Below are 20,493 nucleotides of genomic sequence, written 5' to 3' on the forward strand. Positions count from 1 at the left end.
ATATAAATACAATGCTTCAATATATACCAAGGGGGTTTCTTTTTTAAATAATGAAATTCTGAGAATGAGCGAGATATCGAGAGTAATTTATAATATAGAGAGGAAGGAAAATATGATTAAAGAAGTAATAGTAGTGGAAGGAAGAGATGATGTTACAGCGGTTAAAAGAGCAGTAGAAGCGGAACTTATTTCTGTAGGCGGATTTGGCATCAATGAAAAGATAATTAATAAAATAAGAGAGGCTCAAAAGCGAAGGGGTGTAATAATTCTTACTGACCCTGATTTTGCTGGAGAAAAGATAAGGAATATCATTTCAAAGAGAGTAGCAAATGTTAAGCATGCATATATATCTCGAAAGGACGGTACTAAAGATGGAGATATAGGTGTTGAAAATGCATCACCTGAAACAATACTCAGGGCACTTACAACTGCAAAGTTTCAACTACAAGAGAAAAGAAAAGAATTTGATATACAGGATATGATATTTTTTAAGTTAACAGCGGATAGCAGAGCAAAGGAAAGGCGAGAAGCATTAGGAAATGAATTAGGTATAGGATATGGTAATTCAGCGCAATTTATTACTAGGTTAAACAATTATGGCATTATAAAAGAGGAATTTGTAGAAGCTTTGAAAAAGGTAGACAAGGAGATGAATTATGGAAAACTTAACGATTAGTGAAGTAGCAAAAAAATATGATTTTAGATTTAAAAAGGGGCTAGGGCAAAATTTTTTAATAGATGACTCTGTTCTTGACGATATTATTGATGGTGCAGAAGTTAATGAAGAAGACTTCATTATTGAAATAGGGCCAGGCTTTGGAACATTAACCAGAGCACTTTTAAAAAGAGCTAAGAGAGTTTGTGCTATAGAACTAGATGAAAAACTTTTTCCTATTTTAGAAGAAGAACTTAAAGAGTATGATAATTTTGAGCTTATACATAATGATGCCTTAAAGGTAGATTTCAATGAGCTAATTGGAGATGAAAAGTCTGTAAAGCTGGTAGCGAACTTGCCCTATTATCTCACCACACCAATAATCGTTAACTTGCTTACTGGGGGCTATAATTTTAAATCTTTAACAATAATGATACAAAAGGAAGTTGCACAAAGGATAGATTCAGAGCCGAATTGCAAGGCTTATGGAGCCTTTTCTATATTGGTTCAATATTATTGTGACACTGAGATTTTAAGATTAGTGCCACCTTCAGCATTTATACCACAACCTAAGGTAGAATCTATTGTTATTAGATTGGATAGATTAAATGAGCCTAAAGTTAAGGTGAAAGATGAAGCGTTATTTTTCTCTATAGTAAGACAATCTTTTAATATGAGAAGAAAAACCTTATGGAATGGTATTAAGAATATGGGAATCAATAAAGAAGATTTAGAGAAATGCTTTGAAAGAGCAAATATTGATCCAAGTAGAAGAGGCGAAACTTTATCACTTCAAGAATTTGCAACACTTTCAGATGAAATAGGACTTGTAAAATAAATTTCTAGATGTTGTTCATTTTCTATACTATACTTCATATATTATAATGAATAAGTTTTATATGGAGGTAAAAGAAGGTGACACCTAAAAAAAATTATAGTAGGTACTTTATTATATTGCAAGAAGATGAAAAAGGCTATTCTTTAGACTCTGATAAAATTCCTTCTGGTTATGCAAAGCTTGAGATGAAGAATAATAAATGTAAGATTTCATACTATGTGCAGAACTTAAGGAAAGAAAAACAACCTTATTACATGATTTTAATATGTGGTAAAAAAGATGTAAATAAGATTATAAAACTAGGTAAATTGAACATAGACGATTACGGTAGAGTAGACATTTCTCACGAATACGACATGGACAACATTGCAGATACAGGTATTCCAGCTGAAAAGATTATTGGTGCCGCTATTGTAAAGTTCCTAGATACAAATGTAATTTCCATAATGAGTGGGTTTTCAACTTCTGATAAACCAAATGAATGGAAAAATTACAAATTAGCAGATGGAGATAAGGAAAAGAAGGAAACAAGACAAGATGATGTAATTAATGAATTTGATGAGTATGAGAAAAATATTGAATTGATTAAATTAAAAAGTGATGAAGAAACTGATAGGGTAGTTGAAAATTTAGAGATTCAAGAGAAGTTGGATGAAGGAATAGAAGTTAAGCAAAGAACTATTTTTGAAGATGTTGAAAAAGTAGAAATACTTGAAAATATTGAAAAAGTAGAAGTGCTTGAAAATATTGTGACGCCTGAAAGCGTTGAAATATTAGAGCGATTAGATGAAAAGATTGAAGTTATAGAACCAAATTATGATTTGGACCTAAATAGACATAAGAATAAAAAAGAAGACAAAGAAGAAAAAGAAATTGATTGCAGTGATAACAAAGTAAATAATGATAAAGAAGAATATCCTAAGGGGTCCATAGAAGATTTCTTTAAGGGTGCAGCACAAGGCTTTGAAGAAACGCCTAATTTTACTAAGGAGCTTAAATGGTGCAAGTGGTATAAGGTACCCGTGGGGAGCTTAGAAGATCTATATGATTTAAGTGACTACAACAAGTATGCAGTAGCATATTATCCTATGATTTGTTACTATCCATACATCAGAAATCATAAATCTTATATGCTAGGATATAAATCTGACTCTAGTGGCAAAATGAAATATATAGTTTATGCAATACCTGGAACAAAATCTAAAGCACATCAACCATGTGGAGGAAGAACTGGGTTTGTAACTTGGATTTCAGGAAAAGAAGATGATGGTATGGGACATTGGCTTATGTTCTATGATTTCAAAAATTCTACAATAGTTGTGCCTTTTAAAAAATAATATATATAAATTCGAATGTGTGACTATATAATTTAGTCACACATTTAATTTTTTAATATTTTATTAATATACATCATATAGTATATTAATATTAATATATGGAGGGATACATTGAAGGTTATATTTATAGATAGAAAGAAAGTTGGAATTATAGTAATAATACTGGGACTTATGACTACTCTTTTGGGAATATCACAACAGTTTGATGGTAAATTAAAGACTACCATTCTTGTAGAAAACAATATTAACTTATTAGATGATTATGTAGCTTTAAGTGGAAAGGTAAGTTATAAGTTGCCGGTGGGATGGACGACAAATGAAAAGAAGTTTCCAGGCAATGAAATTATATATCATAATAATTTTCAATCGTCAGATGCAGTGATACATGGGTTTATGGAAGTGTGGGAAAGTAAACAGGACCTAAAAACATTTTTAGACAATAGTAAAAACATATCGAAAGAGCAAAACACAATTAAAAATTATAAGATAGACAGCATTGTTATAAATGGTAAAAAAGCGTACTTAGTGCAATACTTAATTAATATTACTGATAATATTTGGTACAAGTCCTATGAGTATTTTATTGATGGTGGAAAAGAGTTTTATAGATTTTCGTTTTTTACAAGAAATATAAATTTTAAAGAAGCTTATGGTGCTATTTTTGAAAGTATAGTTGAGACTTTAAAAATACATTAATTAGATTTGCTTAAAGCTTTTTAAAGTATTATAATTTATCTACTGGTGATTCGAAAGAAGGTCCCTTAATATATGAAAGATAATCAATTATTAATGAGAAGTAACCATTAATAATTTTTATTAACTAGGTAGATAGTTAGGAGGATAATGGATGCGTAAGAATAAAGGCAAGCTTACTGTAGTTTATTTTATGATTATAGCTGTATTCATGTTTACAGGATGCAAAAACTTTGATGGAGTTAAGGTAAAGCTTGGAGTAAAGAACAATGACTTTGAGTATATTAAGCAAGGTAGAATTAAAAAGATAATAATACAAAGTACTAGAGATAAAAGTTTTAGATTTGTTGTTACGGACGAAATAGCCATAAAGGATTTGTATGAGATTTTATCAACAGCTAAAGAAGTTAGCACAAAATCAACCCTTAATTCAGATTATATATTTGAAATGTATGAGGGTGTCGATAAAGTCCACAAGTTTGACTATATTGCAGGATTAGATGAAAAAGATGGGGCTAACTTATATAGTAAAGATAAAAGTTATATTGTATCTAAAAGAATTGATAATGATATCATAAAAAACTTTTGGAACATTAGAAAGCCCATTGACTTTGAAACAGTATACTACGATTCAATTTCAAAAGTATTAGATAATTATATAAAAGACGATATTAAAAATCAAAAGATACTTCTTGATATAAGTGAGGACAGCAGCATCGCTAAGTTCATATTATCCACAGATTTAGAGACCTTCAAAGGTAGGCTGATAAATGATTTTAACACAGTATTACTAGAAGATAAAAATACAGATTTCAATGTATTAATAAAAGTTAAAACTGAAGGTTATAAAGCTACCATATATAAATCTTCTGTGACTATTAAAAATTCATCAAGTGAAAAAGAAAAGAAATATTACGTGGTGGCAAAATATGATAAAGGATCATGGAATATCGAGACCTTTGAAGATAAAAAACCTGATAAGTTTTAATAATAAAAATCCGTATTTTCAAAACAAATACGGATTTTTATTATTGTGCAATTAAAAAAAATTTATCATTTTATCGTTAATCATATTAGTAGGGGTACTTAGAGTTAAATCAACAGTATCTCCTATCTTTGAATCTTTAGGTAAACGAGTAACACTTACATCCATAGTAGTTCCATCTAAGAAATTTATAAAAGCATCTGTATTGTCAATATCTATTATTTTGCCGAACATTATAAAACATCCTTTCATAAAATACTTGTACTAGAGTATCTATGTTAACTTCCTTTAATATAGTCTTAGCAATTAAGAATATTATATTCAACGAAATAATGATGTTTTTATAAAAATCATGAAATAAAATAAGTTCGTATTTGAGAATGTTATTTGTTTAAATGTACATAAACTAAAAACCACCTATCACAAAGTGATAGGTGGTTTATCTATAATTAATTCGTATTATAGATTAATTTAGATTTTGAATTATAATCTAGTAACGTTTGAAGCTTGAGGGCCTCTATCGCCACTAGTTATTTCGAATTGAACTTGTTGTCCTTCTTCTAAAGATTTATATCCATCTCCTTGGATAGCTGAAAAATGTACGAATACATCTTCTTCTCCCTCTACAGATAAGAATCCAAACCCTTTTTCTGAATTAAACCATTTAACTATTCCTGTTTTCATATAACTTTCCTCCTGAATAAAAAAATTTGTAACATTTGTAACATAGTATTATAATACTACACTTTAATAAATTATTAAATAGTTTTTTTGAAAATAATAATATTCGTGTACTTGCATTATTTATAATAGTTTTAACAGTGCTTGATTTAAAATGTAAATATAGTTTGGCTTTTAACAGTTTTTTTATACTATTCATTATAAAGGTTTTATAGATAGTATGTTATTAATTTGGTAAATGGAGTAGTTTGGATTATTAAAATTACAATGTAAAATGTCAACATCGAAATAGTTATAAGAAACTAAAGGATATTGAGAGAATTAAAACTAATGGGACGTATTATAATCATAAGAGTAAGTTATGAAATTGATATAAAGTTTTTACTAGAGTATAATAATCTAAGTACAATATATTGTGTTCGGGAGGTTCAAATATGCTACATGTTGTTAAAAGGGATGGACGAGAGGTTGAATTTAATTCAATAAAGATTACAAATGCTATTAAGGGAGCAATGGATGAGATAGCTTTTAATTTAAAAGAAAGTGAAATTATAGAGCTAACTCAAAAGACCATAGAAAAAATTGAGGATTTAGATAAACAGAAACTTTCTGTGGAAGAAATACAAAATGTTGTTGAAGCTACACTTTTAGAAAATGGTTATAAGCCTATCGGTATAGCTTTTTCTAATTATAGACGTGAGAGAAATAAAATTAGAGAGATAAAATCGGACCTAATGAAAGCTATAGAAAAAATAGGAGTAGAGACAGATCGTGATAATGCCAATGTAGGAAATAACTTTAGCTCTAAACTACTTAGGATTGCCAGTGAATCGAATAAATGGCACAATTTATCTATGATGCCTAAGCATTTAGCAAAAGCACATGAAAATGGCGATGTATATTATCATGATTTAGATAGTTACAATTTAACTACAAATTGTTTACATATACCAACAAGAGAGGTTTTAGAAAGAGGATTTAATACAGGATACGGGTATATAAGAAAAGCAAAAAGGATAGAATCTGCAGCAGAACTTTCCTGCATTTTGCTTCAAGCAACTCAGAATGATATGTTTGGGGGTCAGTCACATCCGGACTTCGATAATGATATGGCAGCATTTATAGAATATACAAGGCAGGAAATTAAACAAGAAATAAGAGAACTTGGTGTAGATGAAAGTAAAGTTGATGAGTTTGCAGAACGTAAATTAAGAAGAGCTATAGAGCAATCTATGCAAGGCATAGTATACAACCTAAATACAATGCATAGTAGAGCAGGCTCACAAGTGCCTTTTAGCTCAATGAATATTGGAATACCAGAGTCTAAAGATGCAGCGCTTGTATGTGAAATATTTTTAATAGAATATGAAAAAGGACTTGGAAGAGGAGAGCAACCAGTATTTCCAAATATAATTTTTAGGGTTAAAAAAGGGGTAAACAGGGAAAAAACAGATCCATATCACTACCTATATAAGCTTGCTTGTCGTGTTGCTAGTAAGAGGATGAATCCTACGTTTATGAATTTGGATGCAGATTTTAATAAATTCTACTATGATCAAGGAATTACACCTGCTACAATGGGATGCCGTACTTATCTTTGTTCTAATGTAAATGGTGAAGCAGGAACAAAAGGGCGAGGAAACATTGCACCGTTAACTATAAACCTCCCTAGACTAGGTATATTATCTAAAGGTGATGTGGATAAGTTTTATAAATTACTTGATAGTAAGTTAGAACTTGCTAGAGAGGCACTTATGCACAGGTATGGTGTGCTGAAAAGATTAAGGGTTAAGGACTTACCTTTTGTAGCAGGTCAAGGCCTCATGATGGGTAGCGAAGGATTGACACCAGAGGATTCCATAGAACCTATTTTAAAGAATGGATCATGGGTTATTGGGTTCATAGGGCTTGCAGAAACGCTAGTGGCAATAAATGGAAAACATCATGGCGAATGCGAGGAATCAAGAAAACTAGGAGTTGAAATAATAACCCATATAAGAAGGTATACTGATAAGTTGATAGAGGAAACTAAACTTAACTGGAGTACTTATGCTACACCTGCTGAAGGATTAAGTGGTAGATTTATACTTCAAGATAAAGGTGTATTTGGTGAAATAAAAGGGGTTACAGATAAGGAGTATTATACAAATAGTTATCATGTTCCAGTAGGATATGAATTATCAATTGTAGAAAAGATAGATATTGAAGCGCCTTACCATAAGTTATGTAATGCAGGGCATATTAGTTATATAGAGCTTGACGATTACCCAACAGGAGAAATTATAATGGACATATTAGATTATGCATATAAGCAAACTAACATTAGTTACATGGGCATAAACTTTCATATAAGGTATTGTAAAGACTGTGGAACATATCTCCAAAGTGGAGCTCAAAAATGCAGCAAATGTGGAAGTCATAATATACAAGGAATTTCAAGAGTAACAGGCTACTTAAGTTTAGATGAGAGATTTGGCAGTGGGAAAACAGCAGAGAGAGCGGACAGAATATCTCATACAGAGAATCACGCATCTATCTATTAAAAAACTACTAACCATAGTAAAACAATGGGCAATTGTACTAAGCAATTGTCCATTATTTACATTAACTTTATTTTATAAAAGGTGGTATATTGAGTGAAATTTAAAATAGGTGGATTTTTAGATAATTCATTAGTTAATGGAGATGGGATTAGAGCTGTAATTTTTGTTTCCGGGTGCAAGCATAACTGCGATAATTGCCAGAATGAGTTTATGCAGGATTTTAATTATGGTGAGGACGCTTCAATAGAGGATATTATGGAAAGAATAAAGAAAAATATGCCTATAATAAAAGGGGTGACTTTTTCAGGAGGAGAACCTTTTGAAAGTGCAGTAGCTTTATCAATGTTATCAGAGAAAGTCAAAAGCGAGGAATTAGATATTTGGTGCTATAGTGGGTATACTTTTGAGGAGATAATAAGTAGTGGGGATGCTGATAAACTAAGATTACTAAGTTCCATAGATGTACTTGTTGATGGTAAATTCGATGAAACATTAATGGAGAATGCAAGCAAGTATACGGGGTCCTCCAATCAAAGAATTATTGATGTGAAGAAAAGTGTTTCAAAAGATAAAATTATGTTATGGCAGAAATAAATATAATAGCATTGTAGCCCATTAGCATAAAAGCTAGTGGGCTTAATTTTTTCTAAATATAATTTAATATCTTAACAGATAATGATTCTTTTATTTCGTCGCCAATCACCAAAGTATTACTACCTACCTTTGACCCACTTTTCATATGCAAAAGAAATGTTTCTACTCCATCTAAGGGAAAGGATACCTGTGAAGTCTTATAGTGCATAGGAATAACTATCTTGGGGTTTATTTTTTTAGCCAACTGCGATGCTTCTTTGCCGTCAATTGTGTAGTTGCCACCTACTGGTACAAACAATATATCTATGTTGCCTAGGGCATCTATATCGTCATCTGAAAGAGTATGACCAAGATCTCCTAAATGGCATAAGTTGTAGTTATCCATTTTGAAAGTATATATTATGTTATCACCACGCTTTGCGCCTTTATATTTGTCATGATAAGAAGGGATGCCATTTATAGTGATATCACATTCGTAGAATATGCCAATCTTATCTATGACTTTGTAATTGCCTGATAGATTTTTGCAATAATTATGGTCGAAATGTTGATGGCTTATAGTTACAATATGAGGGCAGCCTTTATAAGATTCATATCCTAAAGTGCTATCAAAGGGATCGGTTAAAACCTGTGTACCTCTTGAATCTTTTAAAAGAAAGCAGGAGTGACCTAGCCAAGCTATTTCCATGTGAATTCTCCTTTTTTAAATGAGTTTTTTATATTTTAGCATAAACTGAACCAAATATCATTACACAAACGTATTGTATAATGAAAGAATATTTTTAAAGGTATTTATTATTTAATTATGGCATATTTAATAGAGGAATATACAATTGTGAAGGAATATATATCCAAATTAAATTTATATTTTAGTAATATTAAAAAAATCTTATAAATTATAGAGCGGATGACAAAAGTATAGTATAATTAACGGAGGACAAAAGTAATAAGCTGCATCTATGCTTAAAATTATCTAAGAAATTATGAACAAAAAAATATATATAAATACAAATGAATATGAAAACGATGACGATTTAGGAGGGGTTATATGAAAAACAGTTGTAAAGTAATGATAATTATGATTTTTATATTTGCATTATTTGTACCTATGCAAATAAGCGTAAAAGCAAGTACATTTGCAAGTATGAATCCTAAAAAGGATGTACTAGTTGATAAGCCTTGGACGGTTAGTTTCAATAAACCTTTAAGCACTAGTAGTGTAAATCCCACAAATATAAAATTAGTGGGAGAAAGTAATAAAAATATAGACATTAAGGTTACTTTGGCTAATGGTAATAAGAATGTTATAGTTCAGCCTGTAAAGGACTATGAGTATAGTAAGTCATATACTTTGATAGTTACTCAAAAGGTTACTTGTGAAGATGGACAACCTCTCGGGAAAGAAGTTAGGATGAACTTTGATGCTAAAGCTGCCCCTACAAAATCAAGTGAGATTACTGTATGCATTGATCCAGCACAATATTATACGGAAAACACTGGAAGTGGTGGTGTCAAAGCTAAAGATATAAACCTAAGTACAGCTCTAAAGCTAGGAAATATATTAAAAACAAGAGGATTTAATGTAGTATATACAAGAACTAAGGATGAAGTATCTTGGAATAAGGCTAACGAGGATGATGCAAAAGCTACAATAGCGAAAAATGCAAAGGCTAATGTGTTTTTAAGTGTAAATATTAATAGTGCATCAAATACAGAAGCTAAAGGTATTGAAACATATTATATGACTGATAGTAATAGCAATAAATTGTTAGCTAGCTCAATGCAAGTTGAACTATTAAAAGCAACATCGGCTAAAGATAGGGGAATACAAGTAGCAGGAGAAACAGCTAATTTTGCCATATTAAAAAAGATAAGCTGTCCCGCAATAGTTTTAGAATTAGGATTCTTAAGCAATGCAGAAGAAGAGTTACTTCTTAGTAGTACGGAGTATCAAAATAATGCGGCAAAGGCTATAGCTAATGGGCTAATGAATTATGCTGGATTTAAAAATACAGATACTAATTATGATCCTATTTTAAAAGTATCTTCGGTACCTGATATAAAAGTTAGCTTAGAAGAAGGAGGGAGATATAGCTTCCCTAAAACTCTTCAAGCAACTATGAGCAATAACTTAAAAAAAGAGGTGCAAGTACAATGGCCTCTAGAAATAGTTTATCTAACTGAAGCAGGTACTTATACATATGAAGGAGTTATAAAAGATTATGATAAGAAAGTTAAAGCTATAATTCAGGTTAGTAAAAAGCAAACTGAAGATGAAGAACCAATTTACATTAATGATATTGTAGAAAACATAAAAAAAGGTGATAATTATAGTTTGCCATCTAAAGTTATGGCAACTACAGACAAAGGTGAAGAAAAAGAAGTAGATGTAGTTTGGGATAATAAATTAGACACCAGTAAAGTTGGGGTGTATACATTTGTAGGAACTATTATAGGAAGAACTATAAAAGTTAATTTACTTATAAATGTAACAGAATCCGTTAAAGGTTCTTATAAAGTAGTTTTAGATCCAGGACATGGAGGAAATGATCCAGGAGCAATAGGAGCAATGGGTACTAAAGAAAAGGCCATTGTACTATCAATTAGCTTGAAAGTAGGAAATATATTAGTTAAAAATGGTGTTGAAACCATATACACAAGGACAACTGATAAGACCCAAAGTCTTCAAGAAAAGTGTGATGTTTCTAATGCTGCAAAACCGGATCTTTTTGTAAGTATTCATGCAAATAGCTATACAAGCTCAACAGTTAGTGGTATTGAGACTTTTTATTCTAGTGGGAATGCAGCTGGAGCAAAGCTTGCTCAGGCAGTTCAAACTGAATTAATCAAAGAAACTGGAAGAGTGGATAGAAAGGTTAAAACTGCTAATTTCTATGTTTTGAATAATACAGATGCTACGGCTATATTGGTAGAAACATCATTTCTTTCAAATCCAGAAGAAGAGAAATTGTTAGGGACTAATGCGTATCAGGATAAACTAGCGAAGGCAATTTCAACAGGTATTCTTAAGAGTTTAGGGATAACTAATATAATATATTAAAAGATATACTATAATAACATCATAAAAAACCACCTAATTTGTACTTTTACAATTGAGGTGGTTTTTTTATAATTAATAGTTATAAATTATATATCTAACAAATTCTTTTTGTATTTACTATAATGAAATCTAAGTGCAGTCATTTGTAAATCCAATTGCATTTGTAATAAAGAAAGTTCCTCGTAGTTTTCTGATTTGGAAGCCTCTCTTATTTTAGTAAATAGGCTAGTCTTAGCATAAGTGTCTTTCATGAGATAATGTCTTAAATCATTAATTGTTTGCCAATTTGCTAAGTCTAAATCTAAAGCTTTTTCAGGGGTATGGATCATTTTAGACTTTCGAATTTCTGCTGCATAATTATTTAAAATTCTATTATTTATTTCAGTAACCCACCTAGTGGATATTGCCATTTTAAAGCTATTTATTATGCTAGTAGTAAAGACACCGGAAGCCTTAAGAACTTCAAGTTTTTCAGGATATTCAGAAAGACCACACAGATTCTCATAAACAGTTTTAGGCGCTTTTCCAAAATATTCTTCTCTTTGTGCATCTGTGAAGAACTCAAATACATCTTCCTCACTTCTGTAAGCCCTATTTTTTTCTAAATAATCACTATGTTCTCCCGGTGCTTTAGATAATTCTTTCAAAAGATCATCTTCACATTTATTTTTTTCTATAGCGTATACAACTCCATCTAGCATTGCCATATATAAGGTAGCTAAAGCTAAATAGGTATTAGTATGTGGATTTGGAGCTCTAAGTTCAAATCTTGTAGCAAGAGGATTATCAAGGTCTCTTATTAGTGCTAGAAGTATGGATCTATTTCTTGAAGGAACATCTACACTGTGACCAAGAGAAGTAACTATGCAAACAGGAGCTTCAAAACCAGGTTTTAATCTTCTTAAGGAATCGTTCGTTGAAGAGATAAATGGATTTATTACTTCATAATTTTTAAGTATACCCATGGCACAGCCATAACCTATAGTACTTAAAAAATGTTTTTTAGTTGAATTATATAAGTTAACCCTTTTACCATTTTTCAATTTTACAGCTACTCCAATATGAATATGTTTACCGCTTCCAGCCACATCTTGCACAGGTTTTGCTAAAAAGGTAACATCTAAACCGTTACTTCGGAAGGTTTCTTTTATTAAATTTCTAACAAATAGTTCATTATCCGCACATTGAAGGGCATCAGAGAACTTCCAATCTATTTCAAGCTGTTCCATGATATGAGTTAGTGAGCCAGACTCGCCTATTTGGGCGTTTACGCCACCAACTTCTTTATGTCCCATTTCGGGTTCAAAACCATAGTCATCCATTAATGAAAGACATTGCTCTAGAGAAGTTCGAACGCTTCCTTTAGTTTTACTCCAATATTGCTCTTTAAGCACTTGTGAAGTAGAGAGTTCTTCTATATGTGCCTTATCATTAGGTGTTTTCACCCAAAACTCTAATTCGGTAGCAGAAGTAAGTAAAAGCTCATCGATATCTTCATATGAAAAGTTATAAGAATCTAATGAGGAGGGATATTCTTTGAATAAATTAAGGAGGGTTGTCTTGAAATTTACAACAGATCTTTTTAAAATAGATCTTGAATCCACGGGTATATCATCATGTAATAGTAAACATGGAATTTTTAAGGTGCCTATAGGTAAGTTTGTTTCAAGGTCAATGTTTTCAAAATTGTAGTCTATAAACCAATTACAATCAACATCTGCTAGCATATCTAGCTTAGCATTATTTAAAGTAGCGATGCCAGGCAATACTACAGATGAACCATCTGTTTGGATAGCTCCCTTAGAAAATCCATTAATATCGTTTAAAAATACCTTGATTGGAATTCGTTCATCTGTATCATTTCCAGATAGGTCAATACCAACTAAGGAAGCGAACTTTATCTCAGGATGAGCAAGTAGAATTTCTTTAATGTCTTTTTCGGAATGTTTTTCTTTAGGAATTACATAAATTAAATTTTTCAAAAAAAGGTTCCTCCTCTAAAATATATATTTGAATTACTTAAAAGCTTCAACTAAATAAAATGATTTTATTATAATAATGAAAGCATGTCAATACAAAACGTCATGATTTGAAATTAAGTATAAAATAATTGCACTATTTTGCAAGCTGAAAAGAGTATAAATTCATTTATGCAAAGGTAGTCTAAGCTTATTTTTGCTTTAAAATTCGTAGATATTCGTCTTTATCTGATATTAGATCACATATATCTACAAAAACATGATTATTGATAATAAAAATTGAAAATATAAACCCAAAACAATGAGATTTACGTATAAATAAGTTTAAATGAGTATTAATGTTCGGATAATATATTTTATGCTTTAATTATATAACTTATTTACATGTAATACTATAAAAATTAAAAAGAAATTGACAATAAAAATTCATTATAATATAATGATAAAAAGTTCATATTAATTTCTAATATATTTATATTAATTATGATTAATAAAAAGCGTTGATTAGGAAAAGTACTCAAGCAGGTAGCTTAAAGAGAGTGGGATACGGTGAGAACCCATAGTGAAGGTTTGGAGAAAATCACCTAGGAGCTGAAGGCTGAAAATTTAGTAAGCTTATCCGTATTTCTGCGTTAAAGGATAAAGTATGGTTGTACTTGAAGTATTCATTTATTTGAAGTAGCATTGTACTTGAATTTATATTATCACATAGGTGGCATAGCGAATATTACTTCGTCCTATCATTAGGGCGGAGTTCTTTTATATTTAATCGAATATCAAATATGGAAAGGAGTTTTATTATGTATAAGAAAAATGATTCTTCAAAAAGCTTTATGGATATAGAAAAAGATATGCTTGAGCTTTGGAAAGAAAAAGATGTTATTCAAAAGAATTTTGATTTAAATGAAGAAGGAGAATTCTTTACTTTTTATGATGGTCCTCCAACAGCAAATGGAAAGCCACATATAGGACACGTTTTAACAAGAGTTATGAAGGATATAATTCCAAGATACAAGGTAATGAAGGGGTATAAGGTTCTTAGAAAAGCAGGATGGGATACCCATGGACTTCCAGTAGAACTTGAAATAGAAAAGAAGCTTGGAATCTCAGGCAAGCCTGGAATAGAAGCATATGGAGTAGAGAAGTTTGTAACAGAGTGTAAGGATAGTGTTTTTAGTTATGTTAACATGTGGAAAGAAATGTCTGAGAGAGTTGGATATTGGATAGACATGGAGAATCCGTACGTTACTTATCACAACGATTATATAGAATCAGTTTGGTGGGCGCTAAAACAAATGTGGGATAAAGACCTTTTATATAAAGGCTATAAGGTTATGCCTTATTGCCCAAGATGTGGAACGTCACTATCTTCTCACGAAGTAGGTCAAGGATACAAGGATGTAAAAGAAACCTCAGCTTATGTAAAATTTAAAGTAAAAGGTGAAGATAAATCTATACTTGTTTGGACTACAACTCCTTGGACCCTTCCAAGTAACGTAGCACTTGCAGTAAATAAAAAGTACGATTATGTTGAAGTAGTTCATGCAGGTGAAAATTTAATACTTTCAAGAGCGCTATTAAACAAATTAGAGGGAGAATATGAAGTTACAAGTGAATTTAAGGGAGAAGCTCTTTTGGGTATGGAGTATGAGCAAATGTTCACATTCGAAACACCGCAGGAAAAAGCTTTCTACATCGTTCATGGAGACTTTGTAACTCTATCAGATGGTACAGGAATAGTTCATATTGCTCCTGCCTATGGTGAAGATGATAACTTACTTGGGAAACAACATGATTTGCCACTTATCAACCTAGTTGATGGAGAGGGTAAGTTTATGGATTGTGTTACTCCATGGAAAGGTATCTTTGTTAAAAATGCTGATGCTAAGATATTAGAATACCTAAAAGAAAACAATATTTTATATAAATCAGAAAAGTTTACTCACTCATACCCACATTGTTGGAGATGCGATACACCACTTTTATATTACCCAAGAGAAAGCTGGTTTGTAAGAATGTCTTCAGTAAGGGATAAGCTTGTAGAAAACAATAATAAAATCAACTGGATGCCAGACAACGTAAGAACAGGAAGAATGGGCAATTTCCTTGAAGGCGTTATAGATTGGGGCATAAGCAGAAATAGATACTGGGGAACTCCACTTCCAATTTGGGAATGTGAATGTGGCCATCGTGAAATGATAGGAAGCATAGCAGAACTTAATGAAAAGGGAATAAATGTACCAGAGGGAATAGAACTTCACAAGCCATATATAGATAATGTGCATTTAAATTGCCCAAAATGTAATAAATCAATGACTAGAGTTGAAGAGGTTATAGACTGCTGGTTTGACTCTGGATCAATGCCATTTGCACAATACCACTATCCGTTTGAGAATAAAGAGCTATTTGAAGCAAACTTCCCAGCTCAATTTATTTCAGAGGCAGTAGATCAAACAAGAGGATGGTTCTATACATTACTCGCAATATCTACTACTGTATTTGATACAAACCCATTTGAGAACTGTATTGTACTCGGTCACGTATTAGATAAAGACGGACTTAAAATGTCTAAGCATAAAGGAAATGTGTTAAGTCCATTTACAGTGCTAGAAAATCAAGGAGCAGATGCTCTAAGATGGTACTTCTACACTGCTAGTGCTCCATGGATACCTTCAAGATTTTATGAAGATGCAGTTATAGAAGCACAAAGAAAGTTCATTGGAACACTTTGGAATGTATATTCATTCTACGTTCTATATGCTGATATAGATAATTTTGATCCATCTAAATATGAGAACTTTGTGTCCGAAAATATCATGGATAAATGGATGATGTCAAAGTTAAACTCACTAGTTAAAAACATGGATGAACATTTAGCAAACTATAGAATAACTCCAGGAGCTAATGAGCTTGAAGAATTCGTTGACGAACTTTCTAACTGGTATGTAAGACGTAATAGATCAAGATACTGGGTAGAGTCACTTACAGATGATAAGATTGGCGCTTATATGACATTGTACAGAGTTATTACAACTTTTGCTAAAGTGGCGGCTCCATTTATACCATTTATAACAGAAGAGTTATACCAAAACCTAGTAGTTGCTTTTGATAAGACTGCACCAGAAAGTATTCACTTATGTGCTTGGCCAGAATATAGAGAAGATCAAGTGGATAAGACTTTAGAAGAAGAAATGGATACAGCTTATAAAACTGTTAAACTAGGAAGAAGTGCTAGAAATGCTGCTAATATAAAGAATAGACAGCCACTTGCTAAAATGCTTGTTAGTGTAGGGTCTCTTCCAGAGTATTATGGAGACATAGTTAAGGAAGAGCTTAACATTAAGGAAGTAGAGCTAGGAGCTGACCTTTCTAAATATGTTAACTTTGAAATAAAACCAAACCTACCAGCACTGGGTAAACCATATGGTAAGTTGATACCTGGTATCAAAAAAGTTATAGGTACTATGAACCAAATGGAACTTGCTCAAACTATAAACAATGGCGGCGTAGTTACTATAAATGTAGATGGCACAGAAATAGAATTAAATAGCGAAAGATTACTTGTTACAATGCAAGGACTTCCAGGCTATGCATTTGCTGGAGAAGGTGAAATGGGAGTAGTATTAGATACTAACATCACTGAGGAACTACAAGAAGAAGGACACGTAAGAGAAATTTTAAGTAAAATTCAAAACATGAGAAAAGAAAGTGGTTTTGAAGTTGCTGATAAAATTAAAACCTTTGTTTCTGGAAATGAAATGCTTAAAAATGTAATTAAGAAATTTGAAGAGCAAATTAAAAAGGATACTCTATCTGTAGAAGTTATATACGAGCAGGATAGAGAGTACAATGAAGTTAAGATAAACGGTGAGGACTTACAGTTAGCTGTAGAAAAAATATAATTAATTGCAAGGTTAGAAAGTATGTGATATTCGTCACATACTTTCTTCGCGCTTAATGTTAAAGTGTGGGTATGATTTATGGAAGGGGATGATATATTTTGTATAGTGAAGAAATTAACAAAGTTTCGGCAGCGGCAGTAATGAAATCTAAATTTTTAAAGAAAAGCAAAATGAGATATCTAACTTCGGCGGCTTTAGCTGGTATTTATGTAGGATTTGGAATTTTATTAATATTTACTATTGGTGGGTTGTTGTCAGAATCCGGATCACCTGCAACAAAAATTGTTATGGGAGCCTCTTTCGGAATTGCCTTAAGTCTCGTAATAATGGCAGGCTCTGAACTTTTTACAGGAAACAACATGGTTATGACTATAGGGTCACTAGAAAAGAAAGTTACATGGATGGATTCAATAAATATATGGATTTTTAGTTTTGTAGGAAACTTTGTAGGATCAATAGTTGTAGCAACTTTATTTGTAGGTGGTGGACTTGCAAAAGGAAGCGCAGCAACTTTTATTTTAAAAGTGTCACAGGGGAAAATGGCAATGCCCACTATGGAATTATTTTTAAGGGGTATACTTTGTAATATGTTAGTATGTTTAGCAGTATGGTGTGCTTTTAAATTAAAGGAAGAAACAGCTAAACTTATAATGATTTTCTGGTGCCTTTTTGCATTTATAACTACAGGTTTTGAACATAGCATTGCCAATATGACGTTGCTTTCAGTATCCTTAATGATTCCTCATGGAGCAGCAATTTCAGCAGGAGGACTAGCACATAACTTGCTTTGGGTTACTTTAGGAAACTTTGTAGGTGGAGCTGTATTTATTGGTACAGCATATTGGTATATATCAAAAGATAAATAAGATTATTAAGCAATATTAAGATAAAGGGATGTTTTTTTCGGTGATTAGTTAATCATGGAAAGAAACATCCTATTTTTTAGGGTCTATTTTTATATGGTAATGTGTAAACTTATGACTTATAATCTATATATGCTCATAAGTTATAACAACTTACAGTAAATTTGCAAACATGAATAATTTTGAATTTGTAACTGGAAGCATCGAATTACTTGATTTTGTACAACCTTTATGGGAAAAATTAAATAAACACAATGAAGTTAACTTAAAAAATTTCAACAGTAGGGTCATAAATCTTAAATTTGAGGTTAGAAAAAGTAAGTTTGTTAATGATTGTGAAAAGACTTACTAAGTTAAATACTTAGTTAATGAGTATTTGTAGCAAAGTATGAATTACATTTATATTATTGATTTTATAATTTCACAATTAACAATGGAATATACTCACAAAGGAGATTTTGTATAATGAAATTATTTAATAAATGGGACTTTAAAAAACATTTCATCATGTCGTTAGTATTTTCTTTTTGTATAGGAATTGTAGGTGAGTATCTAATTACCGCAAGCGTATCAACTCAACCTAAAATAACAGAAAATAGTGTAAGTATTTCAGTTATAATGGGGTCTTCAATAGATGTGATAATGACAATTAGTATTCTAGTATTTATAATCGTTTTGGTATTATATAAACCTATAAAAAAAGCTATAAACAAATAATTTATTGACATATAGTTTCGGTAGCAATGGAATCAAAATAGAAATACCAAATATATCAATTCTCAATTGTCTAGAAACATAATATATCTTTTAATATTACTGCTTCACTTGATTTTAAATTGACATCTGGTAAAGTTGATTGGGAAATCACTAATCCTAAAGATGAAACTGTTTTTAAAGGTTATGTGCTTTATGAGAATGAAAAAGTATATAGGAAATTAACTTATCCATTAAATTATATGAATGGAAGTTTAAATGGGAAAGAAGAAGTAAAAAATGAAGAAATTATAAATGGTCCAGATATTTATTATCTTCAATTTGACACAAGTATTTCTGGTAAATACACACTTAAATTAAAACCTGAAAATGCAGAAGGAAGCTATAAAATAACTTGGCTAAACTATTTTCCACGAAAATGACGCACAGATAATGATTGGAGGCACTTTATGGACATAAAATATCCAGACTATAATAATTCTATTGTGAATTTGGCTTGCTCAGTATTGAAACATTACGGAGCAGAAAACCACCACGAAACTTTAGCAATATTTGATAAATACTTAAAGAAAAATTATAAAAATGTTGTGGTCATATTATTAGATGGCTTAGGCGTAGATGCCTTAGAAAAGCATCTTGATAAAGGAAGTTTTTTGAGAAGGCATTTTGTAGCAGAAATATCTACAGTATTTCCACCCACCACAACTGCTGCAACGACTTCCATTGAAAGTGGATTGACACCTAAGGAACATGGTTGGCTTGGTTGGAGTTTATATTTTAGCGAAATAGATAAGATTGTTAATACTTTTATTAATACGCTACAAGATAGCGATGAAAAAGCTGCTGATTATCATGTGGCTGGAAAAATAATCCCTTATAAAAGCATATATGATATTATCAATGAAACGGGCAATGCTACAGCTTACAGTGTGTCACCATTTGGCACTAATAAAGTTTCATCACATATTGAAATGTTTGATGAAATAGAAAGACTTTGTAATCTTGCTGGAAATAAGTACATTTATGCATATACTCCACAACCTGATGCTACTATGCATGAATATGGGTGCTATAGTAGTGAAGTAACTTCATGGGTTAAAGAACTAAATGAAGGTGTAGAAAAAATGTGTCAGATGTTAAGTGATACTATTGTTGTTGTTACCGCAGATCATGGGCATATTAATTTGAACTATAAGTTTGTTAGCGATTATCCTCAGCTTGAAAAGATGCTAGTAAGGCCAATTTCTATTGAAAGTAGAGCTACCTGTTTTTACGTGAAAGAGGAGTATAGACCGCAGTTTAAAGAGGAATTTCACAAATCCTTTGGCAAAGATTTTTTATTGTTTTCCAAAGAGGAAGTTTTAAAAGGAGAATTATTTGGAGATGGTAAAGCTAATAGGAAATTTGAGGAGTTTATTGGTGATTTCTTAGCAGTTGCCATTGCAGATCAAGGCATTGTCTCCAGTCCTAAATCTAAACAGTTCATATCAAATCATGCAGGAATGACCGAGCAGGAGATGATGATACCATTTATTGTGTATAGTGCCACCCACGTGGCCAATGTCATCAAGCTAAGATAACACAAACTGGTAATTAAAATAATTAAATGAATTCAAGAAAACACTTGACATTTGAAAAACACCGCAAT

Annotated in this window: 17 protein-coding genes and 1 other annotated feature; of the genes, 13 read left to right on the forward strand and 4 right to left on the reverse strand. The window is 31.4% G+C overall.

The features are described 5' to 3' along the window. Nucleotides 1-112: 112 nt before the first annotated feature. From rnmV to LGK97_RS18540, 5 genes are all read left to right on the forward strand, one after another. The gene (gene rnmV / locus LGK97_RS18520; RefSeq protein WP_226261624.1) at nucleotides 113-676 is read left to right on the forward strand and encodes a ribonuclease M5; all 564 of its coding nucleotides are present in this window, start codon (nucleotides 113-115) and stop codon (nucleotides 674-676) included. Continuing rightward, complete coding sequence (gene rsmA / locus LGK97_RS18525) at nucleotides 657-1,493, forward strand: 16S rRNA (adenine(1518)-N(6)/adenine(1519)-N(6))-dimethyltransferase RsmA (RefSeq protein ID WP_226261592.1); 837 nt, start codon at nucleotides 657-659, stop codon at nucleotides 1,491-1,493. The genes rnmV and rsmA overlap by 20 nt, the downstream gene beginning before the upstream one ends. A gap of 77 nt (nucleotides 1,494-1,570) precedes the next feature. Next, entirely contained in the window at nucleotides 1,571-2,830 is a 1,260-nt protein-coding gene (locus LGK97_RS18530) for a hypothetical protein (protein WP_226261594.1), read from the forward strand. A gap of 111 nt (nucleotides 2,831-2,941) precedes the next feature. Then, nucleotides 2,942-3,526, forward strand: coding sequence for a hypothetical protein (locus tag LGK97_RS18535; protein WP_226261596.1), 585 nt, complete (start codon nucleotides 2,942-2,944; stop codon nucleotides 3,524-3,526). Nucleotides 3,527-3,677: 151 nt separating this feature from the next. After that, nucleotides 3,678-4,511, forward strand: coding sequence for a hypothetical protein (locus LGK97_RS18540; protein ID WP_226261598.1), 834 nt, complete (start codon nucleotides 3,678-3,680; stop codon nucleotides 4,509-4,511). A gap of 51 nt (nucleotides 4,512-4,562) precedes the next feature. Here LGK97_RS18540 and LGK97_RS18545 read toward each other — a convergent pair whose 3' ends face one another. Continuing rightward, nucleotides 4,563-4,742, reverse strand: coding sequence for a hypothetical protein (locus tag LGK97_RS18545; RefSeq protein ID WP_226261600.1), 180 nt, complete (start codon nucleotides 4,740-4,742; stop codon nucleotides 4,563-4,565). 249 nt (nucleotides 4,743-4,991) lie between these two features. Further along, complete coding sequence (locus LGK97_RS18550; protein ID WP_226261602.1) at nucleotides 4,992-5,192, reverse strand: cold-shock protein; 201 nt, start codon at nucleotides 5,190-5,192, stop codon at nucleotides 4,992-4,994. Nucleotides 5,193-5,623: 431 nt separating this feature from the next. Here LGK97_RS18550 and nrdD point away from each other — a divergent pair, with 431 nt between their 5' ends. Then, nucleotides 5,624-7,732, forward strand: a complete 2,109-nt coding sequence (gene nrdD, locus LGK97_RS18555; protein ID WP_226261604.1) for an anaerobic ribonucleoside-triphosphate reductase — start codon at nucleotides 5,624-5,626, stop codon at nucleotides 7,730-7,732. Between the two features lie 93 nt (nucleotides 7,733-7,825). Next, nucleotides 7,826-8,326 (forward strand): anaerobic ribonucleoside-triphosphate reductase activating protein, encoded by a 501-nt coding sequence (gene nrdG / locus LGK97_RS18560; RefSeq protein ID WP_226261606.1) that lies wholly within the window; start codon nucleotides 7,826-7,828, stop codon nucleotides 8,324-8,326. Nucleotides 8,327-8,378: 52 nt separating this feature from the next. On the opposite strand, the gene LGK97_RS18565 is transcribed toward nrdG, so the two are convergent. Next, on the reverse strand, nucleotides 8,379-9,014 hold the full coding sequence (locus tag LGK97_RS18565; RefSeq protein ID WP_226261608.1) for an MBL fold metallo-hydrolase: 636 nt from the start codon (nucleotides 9,012-9,014) through the stop codon (nucleotides 8,379-8,381). 360 nt (nucleotides 9,015-9,374) lie between these two features. Here LGK97_RS18565 and LGK97_RS18570 point away from each other — a divergent pair, with 360 nt between their 5' ends. Beyond that, nucleotides 9,375-11,387, forward strand: coding sequence for an N-acetylmuramoyl-L-alanine amidase (locus LGK97_RS18570; RefSeq protein WP_226261610.1), 2,013 nt, complete (start codon nucleotides 9,375-9,377; stop codon nucleotides 11,385-11,387). Nucleotides 11,388-11,473: 86 nt separating this feature from the next. Here LGK97_RS18570 and LGK97_RS18575 read toward each other — a convergent pair whose 3' ends face one another. Next, complete coding sequence (locus LGK97_RS18575; protein ID WP_226261611.1) at nucleotides 11,474-13,369, reverse strand: glutamine synthetase; 1,896 nt, start codon at nucleotides 13,367-13,369, stop codon at nucleotides 11,474-11,476. 488 nt (nucleotides 13,370-13,857) lie between these two features. After that, nucleotides 13,858-14,109 (forward strand) — a binding site (T-box leader). 57 nt (nucleotides 14,110-14,166) lie between these two features. Between LGK97_RS18575 and ileS the strand changes: the two genes are divergently transcribed. From ileS to LGK97_RS18600, 5 genes are all read left to right on the forward strand, one after another. Continuing rightward, nucleotides 14,167-17,268, forward strand: coding sequence for an isoleucine--tRNA ligase (gene ileS / locus LGK97_RS18580; protein WP_226261613.1), 3,102 nt, complete (start codon nucleotides 14,167-14,169; stop codon nucleotides 17,266-17,268). Between the two features lie 98 nt (nucleotides 17,269-17,366). After that, the gene (locus LGK97_RS18585) at nucleotides 17,367-18,134 is read left to right on the forward strand and encodes a formate/nitrite transporter family protein (protein WP_226261616.1); all 768 of its coding nucleotides are present in this window, start codon (nucleotides 17,367-17,369) and stop codon (nucleotides 18,132-18,134) included. A gap of 462 nt (nucleotides 18,135-18,596) precedes the next feature. Continuing rightward, nucleotides 18,597-18,848: a hypothetical protein gene (locus LGK97_RS18590; protein ID WP_226261618.1), complete on the forward strand. Its 252-nt coding sequence runs from the start codon at nucleotides 18,597-18,599 to the stop codon at nucleotides 18,846-18,848. Nucleotides 18,849-18,967: 119 nt separating this feature from the next. Then, on the forward strand, nucleotides 18,968-19,267 hold the full coding sequence (locus LGK97_RS18595; protein WP_226261620.1) for a hypothetical protein: 300 nt from the start codon (nucleotides 18,968-18,970) through the stop codon (nucleotides 19,265-19,267). 27 nt (nucleotides 19,268-19,294) lie between these two features. After that, nucleotides 19,295-20,425, forward strand: a complete 1,131-nt coding sequence (locus tag LGK97_RS18600) for an alkaline phosphatase family protein (protein WP_226261622.1) — start codon at nucleotides 19,295-19,297, stop codon at nucleotides 20,423-20,425. Nucleotides 20,426-20,493 lie beyond the last annotated feature (68 nt).

Source organism: Clostridium sp. CS001, from assembly GCF_020443565.1.
Taxonomy (GTDB): Bacteria; Bacillota; Clostridia; order Clostridiales; family Clostridiaceae; genus Clostridium_AD.

Bases quoted from the DNA above. Each gene is read 5' to 3' on its own strand.
- rnmV (WP_226261624.1), top strand. From the start codon at position 113: ATGATTAAAGAAGTAATAGTAGTGGAAGGAAGAGATGATGTTACAGCG.
- rsmA (WP_226261592.1), top strand. From the start codon at position 657: ATGGAAAACTTAACGATTAGTGAAGTAGCAAAAAAATATGATTTTAGA.
- LGK97_RS18540 (WP_226261598.1), top strand. From the start codon at position 3,678: ATGCGTAAGAATAAAGGCAAGCTTACTGTAGTTTATTTTATGATTATA.
- LGK97_RS18545 (WP_226261600.1), bottom strand. From the start codon at position 4,742: ATGTTCGGCAAAATAATAGATATTGACAATACAGATGCTTTTATAAAT.
- LGK97_RS18550 (WP_226261602.1), bottom strand. From the start codon at position 5,192: ATGAAAACAGGAATAGTTAAATGGTTTAATTCAGAAAAAGGGTTTGGA.
- nrdD (WP_226261604.1), top strand. From the start codon at position 5,624: ATGCTACATGTTGTTAAAAGGGATGGACGAGAGGTTGAATTTAATTCA.
- LGK97_RS18565 (WP_226261608.1), bottom strand. From the start codon at position 9,014: ATGGAAATAGCTTGGCTAGGTCACTCCTGCTTTCTTTTAAAAGATTCA.
- LGK97_RS18570 (WP_226261610.1), top strand. From the start codon at position 9,375: ATGAAAAACAGTTGTAAAGTAATGATAATTATGATTTTTATATTTGCA.
- ileS (WP_226261613.1), top strand. From the start codon at position 14,167: ATGTATAAGAAAAATGATTCTTCAAAAAGCTTTATGGATATAGAAAAA.
- LGK97_RS18590 (WP_226261618.1), top strand. From the start codon at position 18,597: ATGAAATTATTTAATAAATGGGACTTTAAAAAACATTTCATCATGTCG.
- LGK97_RS18600 (WP_226261622.1), top strand. From the start codon at position 19,295: ATGGACATAAAATATCCAGACTATAATAATTCTATTGTGAATTTGGCT.